Annotated in this window: 14 protein-coding genes; 5 read left to right on the top strand and 9 right to left on the bottom strand. The window is 43.5% G+C overall.

The genetic code is table 11. The features are described 5' to 3' along the window. Positions 1-2: 2 nt before the first annotated feature. The 8 genes from ABFQ95_00670 to ABFQ95_00635 form a co-directional block, all read right to left on the bottom strand. The gene (locus tag ABFQ95_00670) at positions 3-560 is read right to left on the bottom strand and encodes a thioredoxin family protein (protein ID MEN8236055.1); all 558 of its coding nucleotides are present in this window, start codon (positions 558-560) and stop codon (positions 3-5) included. A 550-nt stretch (positions 561-1,110) separates the two neighbouring features. After that, complete coding sequence (locus ABFQ95_00665; GenBank protein MEN8236054.1) at positions 1,111-2,172, bottom strand: TraB/GumN family protein; 1,062 nt, start codon at positions 2,170-2,172, stop codon at positions 1,111-1,113. 136 nt (positions 2,173-2,308) lie between these two features. Then, positions 2,309-2,833: a DNA-3-methyladenine glycosylase I gene (locus tag ABFQ95_00660; GenBank protein ID MEN8236053.1), complete on the bottom strand. Its 525-nt coding sequence runs from the start codon at positions 2,831-2,833 to the stop codon at positions 2,309-2,311. 49 nt (positions 2,834-2,882) lie between these two features. Further along, the gene (locus tag ABFQ95_00655) at positions 2,883-3,704 is read right to left on the bottom strand and encodes a nucleotidyl transferase AbiEii/AbiGii toxin family protein (protein MEN8236052.1); all 822 of its coding nucleotides are present in this window, start codon (positions 3,702-3,704) and stop codon (positions 2,883-2,885) included. Positions 3,705-3,706: 2 nt separating this feature from the next. Continuing rightward, entirely contained in the window at positions 3,707-4,510 is an 804-nt protein-coding gene (locus tag ABFQ95_00650) for a type IV toxin-antitoxin system AbiEi family antitoxin (GenBank protein ID MEN8236051.1), read from the bottom strand. 224 nt (positions 4,511-4,734) lie between these two features. Further along, the gene (locus ABFQ95_00645) at positions 4,735-4,941 is read right to left on the bottom strand and encodes a DUF1467 family protein (protein ID MEN8236050.1); all 207 of its coding nucleotides are present in this window, start codon (positions 4,939-4,941) and stop codon (positions 4,735-4,737) included. Further along, positions 4,938-6,584: a ribonuclease J gene (locus ABFQ95_00640; GenBank protein MEN8236049.1), complete on the bottom strand. Its 1,647-nt coding sequence runs from the start codon at positions 6,582-6,584 to the stop codon at positions 4,938-4,940. Before ABFQ95_00640 ends, ABFQ95_00645 begins: the two co-directional genes overlap by 4 nt. 22 nt (positions 6,585-6,606) lie before the next feature. After that, a complete protein-coding gene (locus ABFQ95_00635) occupies positions 6,607-7,470 on the bottom strand; it encodes a type III pantothenate kinase (GenBank protein ID MEN8236048.1) in 864 nt (287 codons plus the stop codon). A gap of 120 nt (positions 7,471-7,590) precedes the next feature. On the opposite strand from ABFQ95_00635, the gene ABFQ95_00630 reads away from it, so the two are divergent. The 3 genes from ABFQ95_00630 to ABFQ95_00620 all read left to right on the top strand — a co-directional run bounded on the left by ABFQ95_00630 (position 7,591) and on the right by ABFQ95_00620 (position 10,023). Then, complete coding sequence (locus tag ABFQ95_00630; protein ID MEN8236047.1) at positions 7,591-8,121, top strand: YbhB/YbcL family Raf kinase inhibitor-like protein; 531 nt, start codon at positions 7,591-7,593, stop codon at positions 8,119-8,121. 189 nt (positions 8,122-8,310) lie between these two features. Further along, positions 8,311-9,312 (top strand): Ppx/GppA family phosphatase, encoded by a 1,002-nt coding sequence (locus ABFQ95_00625; protein ID MEN8236046.1) that lies wholly within the window; start codon positions 8,311-8,313, stop codon positions 9,310-9,312. Between the two features lie 15 nt (positions 9,313-9,327). Further along, positions 9,328-10,023, top strand: coding sequence for an RlmE family RNA methyltransferase (locus ABFQ95_00620; protein MEN8236045.1), 696 nt, complete (start codon positions 9,328-9,330; stop codon positions 10,021-10,023). A 30-nt stretch (positions 10,024-10,053) separates the two neighbouring features. Here ABFQ95_00620 and ABFQ95_00615 read toward each other — a convergent pair whose 3' ends face one another. Further along, positions 10,054-11,499 (bottom strand): ATP-binding protein, encoded by a 1,446-nt coding sequence (locus ABFQ95_00615; protein ID MEN8236044.1) that lies wholly within the window; start codon positions 11,497-11,499, stop codon positions 10,054-10,056. Positions 11,500-11,634: 135 nt separating this feature from the next. Between ABFQ95_00615 and ABFQ95_00610 the strand changes: the two genes are divergently transcribed. Beyond that, positions 11,635-12,687: an efflux RND transporter periplasmic adaptor subunit gene (locus ABFQ95_00610; protein ID MEN8236043.1), complete on the top strand. Its 1,053-nt coding sequence runs from the start codon at positions 11,635-11,637 to the stop codon at positions 12,685-12,687. After that, complete coding sequence (locus ABFQ95_00605) at positions 12,684-15,854, top strand: efflux RND transporter permease subunit (GenBank protein MEN8236042.1); 3,171 nt, start codon at positions 12,684-12,686, stop codon at positions 15,852-15,854. Before ABFQ95_00610 ends, ABFQ95_00605 begins: the two co-directional genes overlap by 4 nt. The last annotated feature ends 609 nt before the right edge of the window (positions 15,855-16,463 follow it).

Here is a 16,463-nt window from a genome sequence, read left to right as displayed (position 1 = left end):
CTCTACGGCTTCCACTTAATACTACATCCACGACTGGGAATTTGTTCTAAATCAGCATCTTGTCCCTTCAGAACTTGATCTAAGGCCGTGGTAAGATCGTTACCTGTGACTTTAACACCATTGCCAGGAGTTGAATCGTCAAATCGACCGCGATAGATACATTTTAGATTGGCGTCAAAAATGTAAAACTCTGGTGTGCAAACAGCATTATATGCACGCGCAACATCTTGAGTTTCATCGATCAAATAGGGGAATGAGTAGTCGTTTTCAGCAGCGACCCGCTTCATATTTTCAGGTGAGTCACTAGGATAGGCTATAAAGTCGTTGGCGTTAATTCCCAGAAAAACCACTCCTTGTTTTTGATAACTTTGGGCAACTTCTGCCAATTTTTTTTGAATATGCTTTACAAATGGGCAGTGGTTGCAAATAAACATGACTACCGTTGCCACATCTGATTTCTGCTTTGATAAGATAACCATTTGCCCAGAAGTGGCATCTTTCAAGTTAAAATCAGGGGCCTTGGTCCCTAGAGGGATCATTTCAGATTCAATAACAGCCATGGGACTTCTCCTTTTTTTGTTTGCTTTTGAGAGTAACTATACTCTCGTGAAATCAAAATCTCTAGTTTAATTATAGCTACCAGCTTGCAGTTTACAAGTGTGACGGTGACCTCATAATGCTCCTCCTTCAATTTCTTTTCGGAATGTTACTTTTTTGCTTTCGAATTCGGGGGGAATTTTCCACCCACTTTTTAAGCTCTCGTTCTTTACCCTCATCAATAGATATCCATATTTTGTTTGTTGTCCTAGGATTTTTCGTGTCTGAATAATATCACGATCTATCCAATAATGTACGACGCAGCAACCCTAATTAAGCCTAAGATACCGGTTAGGACGCTAGGAAAAATAACCTTTACAATTTAACTAAAATACTTTATAGACAGCGTTACGCAGCAAGATCAAGCAACAGAACGCGAAACACGATTATAAATGTTATTTTTCCTAGCGTCCTTAGCTAGATTTTGCACTTCAGCTTGGCAAAAGCCAAGCTGGACAAAATCCGCTGACCAAGTATGCCGGTCGGGGCTACGGCCCGAGGTTATGCATCTCGCTAGTCATCTGCAACAAATGGCTTGAAAGTAAATCCTTCTGTCTCTAGCAAGGTAATGAGGCTATCTTCACTAGTCGTGATGTGCTTAGCCCCTACGACAATGGTAAAAGATTTTTCAGGGTTTGTTGAAAACATATCCATTAATTTTGGTACCCAAATATTATTACGGCCTTGTTCAAGATATTTGTATAGTTCAGTAAGCTCAAAACCAACTGTGCTATGGTACGAAGGAATTGCAGAAGAAGGAATTACTCCATCTTCGTGGTATTGAAGATATAGCTCGGACTCTACTAATTTCTTGTTATGATGCTCTGATCCCACAACTTCAATATCAGCGTTCAAAATACTTCTATAAACCTCGAATTCATCAATTAACTTTTCAAGACCAAATGACACCATATCCTGTGAATACGATGGCACAAAAGATACTGTTTTATGGCCTAATCTAAAATACACATCTTCCGAGATAGCTTTTTTTCTATCTTCTGAAGTTTCAAGACCAGAAGATTCTTTACCTGAATCTCTATAGTACCTTATTATGTCATTATCAACACCATATAATTTTCCCACGCAGCACTTCAAAAAACACAATAAAGTCTCGGGATGCAAATGATGAAGAAGCAAATCTTCTCCCAAAATATCTTGCATATTCTCTTGGAAAAAAGCTTTGATTTCCTCTGAAAAGCATTGAGACTCGGTCCATGGATTATCACCTATTTCCCAACCTTGATCATCCGTTTTCCAACCAACTGTTTTATTATTCCTTTCAGTTAATACTTTAGGGTTGAAAGATTTAAATGCCTTCCTAGCATATTTTAGATGTTCTTCAATATTTGTATCTTTTACTACTTCTGTTACCAAAATATCATGACTTTTCATTTCTTTAACAAGATCGGTGGGAAGTTCTACAAGAGGATAACTATGACAGCTTCCGACTAAAAGAATTTTTTGCTCAGAATTATCTGGGTGCACTGCCCAGAATCCATAATTCCTCTTCTTTGTACTGTGTGAAACTTCTACTTCAGAAGCAACAATATATTCCACGCCAACCGCGTTTAACATCAATGACACAAATAATATAAAATATATATTTCTCACAATTAAACCCCTATAATAAAAACAATAATCTATCAGTAATAATTCAACATTACCCTAACATAAATATATTAATGATTGCACATTTTTCAAGCAAAAATAATCAAATTTCTGCCCAAGCCGGATTTGCTCTCAACACCTTTTCATAAACCGGGCACTCTTTCTGATGTGCTCCCGGTAGATAACCGACACTCATCAGAAATTCGTGCACCACGCTGGGGCCTGTAAAACGGAAAACTTTGCGAAAGCATTTGACCCAAGCATCAAGGGGGCATGGGTGCAACTGTTGAAGCCAGCCTGAAAAACCATCTACAAAATCCAAGATTTGCTGGGCATTATAAACAACTGCTTCAATCTTCTGCCGATGTCGAATAATACCTGGGTTCTTCAATAACTGTTCAATTTCCCCAGTTCCATAGGATGCAAGTTGTTCCAAATCATATCCTGCAAAAGCGTCTCGAAAATGTTCACGTTTTTTTAAAACCGTTAGCCACGACAATCCCGGCTGATTAATCTCCAGCACCAATCGCTCAAATAAAACTTTTTCATCGGCGACAGGAAAACCATGCTCACGGTCATGATGTTCTTGATGTAGGGGGTGTTGATAGGCAAATTGGCAATAACTCATAACTATCCTGAATTCCCGACAAATGTAACTATGTAATCCTAAGCATAATCTATGAAGCCACCTGCTTTATCCCCTTCCAGGGTTTCCCTGGCAAATGGCTGATAATTTCACGTCTAACCATTGTCAATGCTTCTTCAAAATCCCAATCAGTATCAGGAGTCAGCAATTTTGTTGTGTCTGTGATAAAATCCTTAAACTGGCACTTCTGCGATAAGCTTAACTCAAACATTGCTCTCGTTATATGATGTTGTGCGTACCTGCAATACTGTTCGAATAAGGACAACAGTTGTTCCAGATCAATCAACCCCTGACTTTTAACTAGCCACAAATCAAACAGATCGCGTCCTTTTGATCTTTGATGGAGGGCACACAGTTTACTTGCCATGAGTTCGTTCAAATGGTACGTCACAATGTCAGCCCTGCCCGAAAACCATTCCGAATTGACTGCGTAAGGAATAGTCTTCAGCGGCTGAATATGAAAGTGCTCCGTGGTATTGATTTCAATTTTGAGCCTTGCCAGCGTATCATCAATGGCTTGATAACGGTAAACAAGTTTTGCACTTCTCTGGGTGAGCTTACTTTTTGGTGAACCAAGCCAATCATCTAGAGATGCCCGAATGGCCTTGATAGTATCACCAATGGGCTCTGGGTTAATTTGCACGACGTCTATATCTTCGCTGTACCGTGCTGCTCGGTCAAGGTAAAGCTTATTTAGGGCCGTCCCTCCTCTAAAAGCTAGGGACTGAATGATTTTAGGCTGATTGTATAAATTAACCAGGGCTCTACTCAAAACCAGGTCTTGTTCAATCATAGCCATAGTTTGCCAAGGGGCGCACATACGCCATTGTTCGATAAAGCTTTCAGAAATCATGATTAGTCATTCTCGATCGTTGTGTTTTCTATAATCATCCATTTTTTGTTCAAAGAACAGTTTTTTGTCGGCAATCCAGCCATCAAAGATACGGGAGTTAATTTTAGTGTCGCTGTATATTCATGTAGCTTTGCAACAATGTCATCTCTTTTCTCATCTTCCATTGGATCAATATGCTCTAAGATATAACCAAGCCTTTGCAGACATGCTTTCTCCTCAACAAGATTAGCCGTTTCTATCAATTTGTGGGGAATCATAACCTCAAGCAACTCGCTTAAGACTGTAGCTATATTGTTCAATCCACCTGATTGCAAGCGATAAAGCAATAGATCAATAGCAGTCAGTTCTGGCGAAGAAACCTTCAGTATACCAGTCTTGACCACAAAATCTTGCAATGGCAATCCATTCATGTCTTTTTTTCTGATAAACTCAACCCTTACCTTACCACAAATCAATGGTTTTATTTGCTTGGCAACCATGATCTGAAATATTTGCGGCTTTTGATGCGAGGCACCATGGTACATACCGGCCGTCAATAGGCATGCATAGTAGTTTAACCCCCAATGCTTCATTAGAATTGGAATCAATTCTGCGGCTGGAAGACATCCTAAGTATTGATATTCGGGTGGAACGATGACATATAAATTTTTGGCAGGACTGACGATATCCCCCTTCTTCTTAAGTCGATAAATGCCAGATCGCAGAGCAGGTTGCGAGATTTTTAAGTCAGCAATCGCCTGACCGGTTGTAAAGCACCACCTGCCACTTGCACGTACTTTCTTGATGTACTCACTGATTTCTATCATATGTCCAAAATGATGTTTTTCGTCATTCTAGCTATACGCTAACATTGAAGTTGTCAACATACAAGCCATGACATACAGGGCTACCTCATGCAGATTATTTTGATTCAGCAAGAGTATATATACCCACGAGAAATGCAAACCTCTAGTTTAATGATGGCTGCCAGCTCCCAGTTTACCTGGGTAAATGAGCACTTCGAGCGTATCAGTATAAGATCCAAGTTATCCTAAACCAACAAATACACCAAAAACCACACCACACCTGCAATCACGGTTGTCACGGCACACTTCAACAACACTCTGGGATTTTCAGGAGCACCTGGATCAAAGCCAGCTTCAGGTGTTACAGCAGGTTTTATTCCCCACGGTAGTACCGTAAACAAAACCAACCACCAGATCAGAATGTAGGCAATTGATCCGGTAAACAACGTCATCGAATGATATGCACTACAATCATGGGCTTACGCCCACACACTTTTCGCACCGTCCGGCGCACTGCTATTGAGCAAAACTCTTGCACAATAGCGTCATTTTGCCAGGACGAAGGGGGCTCGTTTTCGATAAAATAAGCTATCTCCGTCAACACCCCATGGGTTAGAAGCCCCTCTTCTTCCTTGTTTGCAGCCAGTCCCACAAAAGATAAGGATGGTTGGTCGACCTCTCCAGCATCATTAATAACCATAGTCAAAAATACAATACCCTCTTGGCTAAGATAAGAACGATCACTGATGTGCTGGCAATCAAAAGGCACCACTCGATTACCGTCATATCCTAAACGGCCATTGTGAACCTCTTTGATAATTTTTGGGTTATCTGGGGAGAGATGAATCAAGCTACCATTAAAGGGAACTATAGCCTTGGGAATACCTAATTGTTTTCCAAGTTCCGCCTGTTCACGCATATGAATTTGCTCACCATGCACGGGAACCAAAATCTGCGGGCGAATCAATTCATACATATCCCGCAATTCATCTCGAGCAGGGTGACCTGACACATGGATAAATTCGTCCCTGCTACCAATCACTTCAATACCCTGGCTTTGCAGTGCATTCTGCAATGCACCAATTGCCGTTTCATTTCCAGGAATCTGACGCGACGAAAAAATCACTGTATCTTTGGCCTTTAAAAGTACACTCTGGTGCTTTTTATTGGCTATGCGAGTTAATGCTGCACGAGACTCTCCCTGACTTCCAGTACACAAAAACAAGCACTTGTTGCGCGGCAAGCTCATGGCATGCTCTGCCTCAACTAAATCAGGCGTATTTAGCAAGTAACCACTTTCTCGAGCTGCCCGGTACATGCGGTGCAATGATCGCCCTAACAGAGCAACATGGCGTTTACTGGCTTTGGCTGCCAGCAAACAGGTCTCTAAGCGAGCCACATTACTAGCAAACAAACCAATAGCAACACGATTTTTTTGTTTCTTGACCAAATCAATAATATTTTGGCGAACTTCTGATTCAGATGCGGTGCGTCCTTCAACAAAAACATTGGTAGAATCACACACGAGAGCAAGCACACCTTCGTCCCCAAGCTCACGCAGACGTTTTTCATCTGCTGCCTCACCTATCAACGGTTGTGGATCTAGCTTCCAGTCTCCGGTGTGAATCACAGTTCCTACAGGGGTTTTAATCGCTAAGGCATTGGGTTCAGGGATGGAGTGCGTCAAAGTGATAAACTCAACGTCAAACGGTCCCAATTGCACGTCACCGCCGATGGGCACTTCAACCAATGCAGCTGCATCAAGCAAGCCTGCCTCACGCAATTTACCGCGGACAAGCACTGCGGTAAAAGGGGTGGCATACATAGGACATAGCAAACGTTTCCACAAATAAGGAACAGCACCAATATGGTCTTCGTGACCGTGTGTCAGAACCAGCCCTAATATTTTACCTCGATATTTCTCGATAAATTCAGTATCCGGCATAATGACATCGATTCCGAGCTTATTACCAAAGGTAACCCCGCAATCGACCATGAGCCACTTACCTTCGTACTCATACAGATTGAGGTTCATCCCAATCTCACCTGATCCCCCAAGGGGCAAAAAATGTAATCCACCTTTTACTTTGGTCATAAAATTATCCTTAACATTATCCTTATGCTACAACTCTAATCGTTTTTGACTGCGAATTGGATTGATTATATCGATGTATTATCTGTAAACCTTTCAAAACCAAATCGGAATCTAGTTCTATCGCGCTTGACATTTCTTTTATAATCATACGAGCATATCCGCCTGTGGCAATAACTGGCAAATCAGGCCCTTTAAATTCTTGCTGAGCCCTAAAAATTAGCCCCTTAACCAATCCTATCATCCCCCAATAGATGCCCGCCTGGATACAAGGGACAGTCGCGGTTTCTATCACTTTTTTAGGACGCTTAAAACAAACCGGCGGTAAGTTTGCAGCCCCTTTGGAAAGGGCAGCAATCGCCAAATCAATGCCTGGTGCAATGGCTACACCAGCAAAAACTCCCCCTTCATCTACCAAACTCAAAGTCGTTGCTGTTCCCATACTTAATACAAAAAGCGGCGGTTGATAAAGTTTCCCAGCAGCAACTGCGGCAGACAATAAATCTGCCCCAACTTCTGGTGGGTTATCGGTTTTGATTTCAATATTTAACGCCACCCCTGTATCACCTACCACCATAGGATTTGCGCAAAAATACTTCATACACAGATCTTTCAGATCTTCCAAAATATCAGGAACCACACACGCAATGATACAGCCTTTAATATCCTTAATGCTCAAACCAGCATGACCCAACATAGAAACAAGCCAAGCACCCCACTCATCAGAGGTCCTTTTTTCACTTGTATAGGTATGCCATTGCACCTTTATCACGGGATCCGCTACAAGCTCAAGTACCGCAAAACAAACCGTCGTATTACCAGCGTCAATTGCTAATAACATGGGTTTGCCCTTTGCAAACACAGCATTAAGGAAATCGCACAGTTGCATAACATCATCCGTCACTTTTAACACGAATGTATTTATAAAATCCAGCTTTGCCGACATTTGCGTATTGCGACAGCAGGTAAACTATTGACAGCTTACGCCCATATGCTTCATGATGGTACAATGACGTGGAGGATAATTAAAACAGTTGTACTGTGTTTTATCACAGTCGTAGAACTTAAAGGGACTGATATGGGATTTACGCTTCGCTCACCGGCATTTGAACATAATGGATTTATTCCAGAGGTTTTCACCTGTGACGGAGGGGATCGATCACCAGCTCTGCACTGGCAAGATATTCCTGCTGGAACCAAGTCGCTTGCTCTGATTATGGATGATCCAGATGCACCGATGGGAACATGGGATCACTGGATTTTATTCAACATTCCGCCAAATACCACTGGACTGCTCGAAGGAGTCAGCAAATTACCTGCTGGCGTTCAAGAAGGGACAAACAGCTGGAATAAAACTGGGTATGGTGGGCCCTGCCCGCCCGATAAAGAACATCGGTACTTTTTTAAGTTGTATGCCCTAGATATAATGTTAAAGTTAGTCGATGGCGTAACTAAACAAGAACTTGAACAAACGATGGAAGGTCACATTATTGGAGAAACTGAACTCCTGGGACGATACAATCGCCCGCAAAATCAGTAATTCAGAAATCAGAAATCGGTTCCCCGTTAGTTCAGGATATCTGCGCAGCATTCCGGCGCGGTGCTATCTTGCTGACTTCTGATTTGTGGATAATAATTGGGAATTTCTGCCAAAAGGTGTTATGTACTTACATATAACACCAACGGTTCAAAGAGATCATCGAATCTCAAAAGAGAGTAGAATAGTTTTATGATAAGCCATTTGCAGGATGAACCACATGTGGCTGCGATCGATCTTGGAAGCCATACTTGTCGGATTTTGATTGCACGACTAGAAGATGACGGAAAAAGCCACAAAGTGGTGGACTCGCTGGCACGCGTGGTACGTTTAGGTGCAGGCGTTCGTGACACGGGTTTGCTGTCAACAGAAGGCATGGACCGTTCCATTCAGGCTATTAAGGACTGTGCGCGAAAACTACAGAAATACAATATTGTGGGTTTGCGCAGTGTTGCAACAGAAGCGTGTCGCCAAGCTAAAAATGCACAAGAATTTTTGAGACGTGTCACTTTTGAAACCGGGATCGAATTGGAAATTATTCCCGAATTCGAGGAAGGGCAACTAGCGCTTTTGGGATGCAACATGCATATTGATCCTGCCACTCCTTACCTCCTGGCTTTTGATATTGGAGGCTGTAGCACAGAAGTCATGTGGGCGAAAGTGGAGCATAACAATCCCCCAAAGGTACAGGACTGGATGTCGGTTCCCTTTGGGGTTGTCAATGTCGTGGAAGCAGCAGGTGGAAGCCCATCGATTTTTTACACCGATATTCGCGAGCGCATCCAGAAAGAGTTACACCAGCTATCACGTTATCAGGAAATTACAGCGCTAGTTGGTGAACACAATGTGCAAATGATTGGCACATCTGGAACGACCACAACAGTGACTGCCATCCATCTAGACCTTCCTGTTTATGACCGTTTTCAGGTTGATGGAACCTTGATTCCTTTGATGCGCATACACGAAATTGGCAAGAAGCTTGCCGATATGACGCCGCGACAACTCGCTCAACACGCATGCATTGGGCCCAGTCGCAGTGATCTCATCATTGGTGGCATGGCCATCCTGGAGGGGATTTGTGATTGCTGGCCGGTTAAAGACTTAAAGGTTGCAGATAGAGGAGTGCGCGATGGCATTTTGCACGCCCTTCGCGAGCAACAGCTAAAACAATCTAAAATAACGCAAGTGTCATAGACAAAAAAATAACTCATGCCTCAGTCTGCACAACATAAAGCCAAACGCAATTCCCGCTTTCTCTCAGTAGAGTTGCGCAATGCCCGCAAACACAAGCCGTCCTCGCAACGTTGGCTGAGACGCCAGCTGAATGATGTGTACGTCAACAAGGCTCGTGAAGCCGGGTACAGGTCAAGAGCCGCCTTCAAACTCATAGAGCTACATGAAAAAACCAATCTGTTTAAAAAAGGGCAACGAATTCTTGATCTGGGTGCTGCACCAGGAAGCTGGAGTCAGGTGGCAACACAGTATATAGGAAATGGACAAATTGTTGCTGTAGACCTTCTTGAAATGGATGCACTTGCATCCGTCAATTTTCTGTGTATGGACTTTTGGGATGAGGATGCCCCAGAAAAAATATGCAGGGCCTTGAAACGTCAATTTCCGGATCTTATTCTAAGCGACATGGCTCCCTCAACTGTTGGCCACAAGAGCACCGACCACGACCGCATTATGGCCCTCTCCGAAGCAGCATTTGATTTTACCAAAGAGATTCTTGTAAGCGGCGGTGATTTTGTTGTCAAAATCTGGCAAGGTCGCAGTGAACAAGAATTTATGTCTAATTTACGTAAGCACTTCAAAACTGTAAAGTTGTTCAAACCAGCTGCAACGCGGTCTGATTCTTCTGAAATGTATGTGGTGGCGAAGGGATTTATGACGGACCGTAGGTAGAAAGCCCTATTATCCAAAACGAGGTGATTTTCAGCCAGCCGAACAAGGCTCCCAAAAATCAGTTATATCAATAATGCGGTAAAAGTATCGTCGATCATAAACAGCATCAGAGACTCCTCCGGAGTGGATAAGTACGGGGCTGATAGCAAAGCCTTTGGGTACAACAAATCGCTTGATTTTTTCCTGCATACTATCGATGACATCACTTTTGATTTCTTTGCGTCGAAATTTAAATTCGCAGACGTATAGATTGTTGGTGTGGGTTTGTATCAAGTAGTCAATTTGGCACCCTCGCTGTCTCTTTGTAGGATGTTGGATATAAGGATTGTCATTGACAATATCGTGTGGCGGTATTCCCAACTTTTTCAGAATAAGGTGTCGGTTTTTGAGAATAAGATTTTCCACCTGAAGTCCCATCATGGTTTCCCATCCAGGTAAGGTGCTTAGGGATGTGTGTTTGAAACGTTGACTGTTAATTTTAGCAAGATTGGGTTCAATATATTTTATGTAAAAGCGTATATAGTTATCGCTTAAGCGGTATAAATTGCGTCTACCCATGCTGCCTGTTTTTAAAGACCAATTTTGATGTTCTGTGATGTAACCTGCTGAGCATAAAATCTTAAGATATTCACTAAAAGAACCGCTATGGGAATAGTGGGTGCCACTGCGTAATTGTGTAAGGGTCTTCATTCCACCTGCAAGATGGTGGACAATTTCTTTATAAATTGGGTTTCTCGGCTCAAAAAGGTCATGAAAAATTCGATTAAATTCACGAATGAACAAGCCTCCTGGTTCAAAGCATAATCGTTTTATATTCTCATTTGCAGTGAATTTAGGATCGATTTGTTCAAGATACCACGGAACTCCGCCTGTAATGGATAGAATTTTGAGAATTTCTTCGTGTGAATATTGAGCACCTATTTGTTGCAAAAGCCTGCGTGAATTGGCAAAGGAAAGCTCATCAAGATCAATTTCAAGAGAAATTCTTCCAAATAGTGCTGTACTGTTCAGAATATTCTTTTCAATCCATGAAGAGATAGAACCGCAAAGAATAAGAGTAAGATGGGGATAGGCTTGTAATGTCATATCCCACCAATTCTTGATCCTGGGGACAAAAGTAGGGTCCTTAGAGCCCATCCATGAAATTTCGTCAAAGAGGAGTACCGTTGGATCTTGTGTAAGATACTGGGTGAGGAAAGCAAAAGCGTCATTCCAATTTTTAAAAGTCACTGGAGAGAGGTTCAGACGAGTGCATAGTTGGCTTGCAAACTCATCCAATTGATCTTGAGCATTGACATTATCATTAGGTGCAACCCCTGAAAATTCAAAAAATGTATAATCTTTGCCAAACTCTTGTGCTAGACTGCTTTTTCCAATTCGTCTTCTCCCTTTTATAACTGCAAGAATAGGGCGCGGAGCATCCTGAAGATCTTTTAATCTCTGCAGCTCTCTTTGCCGTCCCACGAATGTTTGCATTATTAACCTCGCACATAATTGACATATGTCAATTATGTGCGAATTGAAACGATATTGCAACTCGCACATAATTGACATATGTCGATTATGTGCGAGCTTTTTAGATGACGGATTTTCTGATATCCTACAACCATTATGATCCACAAACTCAACCAACGTTACATCATTGGTGGCAGCATTGGATTACTGCTCTTGTTGTGGTTTGCCAGCGGTTTATTCAAAGGTAGACATACTGAACAAACCAAGGCTCCCGCTCTCGTGCGTGTTGCGGTACGCTCTTCAAAAGCCGTACAGAGAGTATCAGAACTGGTGTTGCGCGGTCACACTCAGGCCAATCGCTCGGTAACCTTGCGTGCTGAAGTCCCTGGACCGGTAGCCTCCATTGAGGTAATGAAGGGTGCGAGAGTGATCCAAAGCCAAGAAATTTTATTGATTGATCCAGAAGAACGCCTTGAGCTTCTCAAACAAGGACAAGCGCTTTTAGATCAACGCCAACTCGAATTCGATGCAGCGACAAAGTTAGGAATCAAAAAATTTCGCTCAAAAACACAGCTGGCACAAGCAGAAGCTCAATTGCGGGAAGCAGAAGCTGAGCTGGCCCGTATTCGTACCGATTTAAAAAACACCAAAATCCTAGCGCCTTTTTCAGGCATTCTAGCCGATCGCTACGTTGAAGTCGGCGATTATGTCATCGTCGGCGACAAGTTGGCGATGGTCGTGGAGCTCGACCCGTTAAAAGTTGTAGCCAGTGTTTCCGAACAAGACGTAGGCCACATCAACCTGGAGACCACTAGTCGCATTCGTCTGGCCTCAGGAGAAACAGTTAAAGGCGTGGTGACATTCGTGGGGTCTGTGGCTGAAGCAGGCACGCGCACTTTCCCGGTAGAACTAGCTTTTGCAAATCCCGGCTATCAAATCCGCGATGGCTTGACTGCTGAAGTTTATATCCCTGTCAAACAGGTGTTAGCACATAAGGTATCTCCTGCGATTCTCTCGCTTAATGATGCCGGACAAGTGGGAGTTAAAAGCGTGAATGCTCAATCCCTTGTGCAATTCCACCCAATTAAGGTGATCGGTCATGATGGCGATGGGCTCTGGGTCACCGGATTGCCAGAAAGCATAAGGCTGGTGACCACAGGCCATGACTTTATCACCCATGGGCAAAAGGTTGTTGCGGTACCAGAATGAACACCCTGATTGATCTGGCACTGCGGTACTCTCGCACCGTTGTCTCTGTTTTTGTTCTTTTGATTATCGCTGGCTGGAGTGCTTATATCAGCATTCCCAAAGAATCAATGCCGGATGTGCAGATTCCTATTATTTATATCTCATTGCATCATGAGGGAATATCCCCTGAAGATGCCGAAAGGCTTCTGATTCGACCTCTGGAGCAAAAATTGCGCGGCATCGAAGGTGTTAAAGAGATGAAAGCCACCGCACATGAGGGAGGTGGCAATATCCTGCTTGAGTTCATAGCTGGATTTAATGCTGATAAAGCCAAAGCTGACGTCAGAGACAAGGTAGATGAAGCCAAGCCAGATCTACCCACAGATACAGACGATCCTACAATTCATGAGGTCAATGTTTCTTTGTTTCCCGTTCTTGTGATTAGTCTGTCAGGCCAAGTACCACAGCGTAGTCTTTACAAATTGGCGCGAGATTTACGAGATGAAATCGAAGAGAATGTTCCCAGCGTGCTCCAAGTCAATGTGGTTGGTGACCGGGATGAAGTGGTGGAAATCCTAATTGATCCCATTCGGCTGGAAGGGTATGGATTTTCATTTGAAGAAACCATTGGCTTTGTGCGCAAAAATAATCAGCTGATTTCGGCCGGTACCTTAGACACCGGCTTGGGTCGGATGGCCATTAAGGTGCCCGGGCTTTTACAAACCAGCCAAGATTTACTGGATCTTCCGCTCAAGAGTGAGGACGACGCGGTTGTAAAATTTTCCGATGTTGCTGATCTGCGCCGCACATTTAAAGATCCGACCGGCTATGCCAGAGATCGAGGTACGCCGGCAGTTGCCCTTGAAGTAATTAAACGCACAGGTCAAAACATTATCGAAACCATCGAGGGGGTTCGCAAAGTCGTTGCTGAAGAGAAAGAAAATTGGCCAGCCCAAATTCAGGTAAATTTTTCCCAAGACGAATCTGGGCGTATCCGGGATATGCTCGCTGATTTACAAAATAGCTTGATTATTGCAGTACTACTGGTCATGTTGGTGATTGTTCGATCACTGGGTTGGAGCTCAGCTTGGCTTGTGGGATTGGCGGTTCCTGGATCATTTCTGATGGGGATTTTCACCCTCCAGTTGTTAGGACTCACGCTCAATACAGTGGTGCTGTTTAGCCTAATTTTAGCCGTTGGCATGTTGGTTGATGGGGCAATTATTGTGGTTGAATATGCTGATCGGCATATGGCAGAAGGTGCTGGTCGAAAAGAGGCTTACGCCCAAGCGGCCAAACGTATGGCATGGCCGGTAATTACCTCTATAACAACAATCCTAGTCGTGTTTTTCCCGCTTTTGTTCTGGCCCGGTGTTATCGGTAAATTCATGAGATTTCTGCCGCTCACATTAATTGCAACCTTAACCGCTTCTATACTGATGGCGCTGGTTTTTGTCCCCACCATCGGGAGTCTCATTGGCCGGGCTCAGGCAGAAGAAAAGCCGAATAAACCTAAGATGTCAGGTTTATCCGAATTCCAGCAAGGCTTAACGGGTTGGTATGTACGTACCTTAGATTACGCCCTCGACAGGCCTAAAACCATTTTGCTAGGAGCTTTGGCAGCTCTTGTCAGTGTTTTCATTTTATACAAAATATTTGGTAAAGGTATCGAGTTCTTTCCCAATATCGAACCACCAACAGCACTGGTTATGGTTCATGCCAGAGGAAACCTATCTGTTGCTGAGCGAGATAGGCTGGTGCAAAAAGTCGAGAATAAATTGCTGGATATGCAAGAACTGCAATCCATTTACACCAATTCGGATGTGGGCCGACAAGTCGGACGCACAGGCCCCCCCTTGCCACAGGATGTAATTGGGACAATCACTCTCGAGTTTGTCGATTGGCAACAGCGCCGCACAGCAGATAAAATTATTCAAGAAGTCAATGAGCGCGTGGGTTCGATCCCCGGAATTATTGTCGAGATTCGCAAGAACAAACCAGGCCCCCCTGCTGATAAAAATATTCAAATCCAACTCTCTTCGCGTTTTCCAGAAAAGTTAGATATTGAAGTTAAAAAGCTTAAGACATATGTGGATTCCCTACCCGGCCTCATCAATGTCGATGACACAGGATCCATTCCGGGAATTGATTGGGAAATCAAAATCGATCGCGCACAGGCGGCCAAGTTTGGAGCTGATGTGACCCTAATTGGTCAAACAATTCAGTTGATTACCGCAGGCCTAAAAATTGACTCATTTAGGCCCGACGACAGCCGAGATGAAGTGGATATTGTAGTGCGGTTTCCTAAAGAATTTCGCACTCTCGAGCAGCTTAAAAAACTCCGGGTGAAAACCAGCAAAGGCTTAGTCCCCATTAGCACATTTATGACTCTTGCACCCCAATCAAGAGTGAGTGTTTTAAACCGCACCAACAGTAAGCGCTCTATTTCGGTTGAAGCAGATGTCGCCCCTGGCGTACTCACTGATGATAAGGTTCAAGAGATTGCAGCTTGGATCCGCAAAACCCAAATCGACCCAGCAGTCAATGTTGCATTTAAGGGAGAAGAAGAAGACAAAAAAGAGACAGGAAGCTTTTTGATCAAAGCTTTTGCTATCGCCATTTTTTCCATTGCCATTATCTTGGTTACTCAGTTTAACAGTTTCTTCAGTATGGTATTGATTTTAAGTTCAGTGGTGATGTCCACGTTTGGAGTCTTCATAGGCTTAATCATCATGCGCCAAACTTATAGTATCGTCATGGGCGGCATTGGTATTATTGCCCTTTCTGGAATTATCGTTAGCAATAACATCATTCTGCTTGATACCTTTGATCATCTAAAAGTGCGCATGAAAAATGTGCGAGATGCAATTTTGCTGACCGGTGCTCAGCGCCTAAGGCCAGTTATCCTCACCAAACTAACAACTATTTTAGGATTGCTACCAATCATGTTGGGGCTCAACATCGACTTTCTAAACCGCAGCATCACTTATGGGTCTCCAGCAACCCAATGGTGGGTACAGCTAGCCACAGCCATCGTATTTGGGGTGTTGTTTGCTTCCACATTGACCCTGGTTGTGACACCCTGCGCTTTAATGGCTCGCGAGAATTACCGGGTTTGGAAACAAGAATACGACCGGCTGTACCGAGTCATTTGGCAATGGTTGTGGGTGCGTGTAATGCGGCGTTAGCTGGAAGTGCAATTTATGCCCGGGATGGGTATAATGGGCACCTATGCATATCACGCATAATATTCTCAACGAATTACATAGAAATTAAATTAAATTTACTGTTGCCTTACCAAGAAATTTGCGCTAGCCTGGATGTTAAGTCGTGACGCAACGGGTGCCAGAAACACCCACAGCGCCACTAACCACAATCGATCTTAACCGTTAGGAGATCAACCGATGGCTGACGCCAGCATACTATATCTCGTCCCTATTTACCACCAAAAGCGCCGCTGTGTGCCACAAGTTTGCTTATTTCGCGTATTCTTGTGGCAAAAGTCTGCGACGCAGACGGTGGCCTCCCAGGACTTGAGTATTTATGTAGCTATGTCATTGGGGTGCGTGGTGCTTTTCGTTACGGCCAGTCCCGGGGAACAATTGTTCCCCGAGGCGTTTATAATAAAGCCCTAAGGAGAAGGAGAAAGAACTATGCGTTTATTGAATAGAGTTAACCTAATTGGCAAAATAGCGGATGATCCACGTGTTTATTTCACGCCTAACCACATTCGCATCATGAGTTTTGAGCTTGTAACCGACTCAGACAAAAGCCTTTCCAGACCGCATCACGTGGTT

The organism is Pseudomonadota bacterium, assembly GCA_039714795.1.
Taxonomy (GTDB): Bacteria; Pseudomonadota; Alphaproteobacteria; order JAGOMX01; family JAGOMX01; genus JBDLIP01.
This window is presented reverse-complemented; position numbering and strand designations above follow the sequence as displayed.

Coding starts and splice junctions, on each gene's coding strand:
- ABFQ95_00670 (MEN8236055.1), bottom strand. CDS start 560: ATGGCTGTTATTGAATCTGAAATGATCCCTCTAGGGACCAAGGCCCCT.
- ABFQ95_00665 (MEN8236054.1), bottom strand. CDS start 2,172: ATGTTAAACGCGGTTGGCGTGGAATATATTGTTGCTTCTGAAGTAGAA.
- ABFQ95_00660 (MEN8236053.1), bottom strand. CDS start 2,833: ATGAGTTATTGCCAATTTGCCTATCAACACCCCCTACATCAAGAACAT.
- ABFQ95_00655 (MEN8236052.1), bottom strand. CDS start 3,704: ATGATTTCTGAAAGCTTTATCGAACAATGGCGTATGTGCGCCCCTTGG.
- ABFQ95_00650 (MEN8236051.1), bottom strand. CDS start 4,510: ATGATAGAAATCAGTGAGTACATCAAGAAAGTACGTGCAAGTGGCAGG.
- ABFQ95_00645 (MEN8236050.1), bottom strand. CDS start 4,941: ATGACGTTGTTTACCGGATCAATTGCCTACATTCTGATCTGGTGGTTG.
- ABFQ95_00640 (MEN8236049.1), bottom strand. CDS start 6,584: ATGACCAAAGTAAAAGGTGGATTACATTTTTTGCCCCTTGGGGGATCA.
- ABFQ95_00635 (MEN8236048.1), bottom strand. CDS start 7,470: ATGCAACTGTGCGATTTCCTTAATGCTGTGTTTGCAAAGGGCAAACCC.
- ABFQ95_00630 (MEN8236047.1), top strand. CDS start 7,591: ATGACGTGGAGGATAATTAAAACAGTTGTACTGTGTTTTATCACAGTC.
- ABFQ95_00625 (MEN8236046.1), top strand. CDS start 8,311: ATGATAAGCCATTTGCAGGATGAACCACATGTGGCTGCGATCGATCTT.
- ABFQ95_00620 (MEN8236045.1), top strand. CDS start 9,328: ATGCCTCAGTCTGCACAACATAAAGCCAAACGCAATTCCCGCTTTCTC.
- ABFQ95_00615 (MEN8236044.1), bottom strand. CDS start 11,499: ATGCAAACATTCGTGGGACGGCAAAGAGAGCTGCAGAGATTAAAAGAT.
- ABFQ95_00610 (MEN8236043.1), top strand. CDS start 11,635: ATGATCCACAAACTCAACCAACGTTACATCATTGGTGGCAGCATTGGA.
- ABFQ95_00605 (MEN8236042.1), top strand. CDS start 12,684: ATGAACACCCTGATTGATCTGGCACTGCGGTACTCTCGCACCGTTGTC.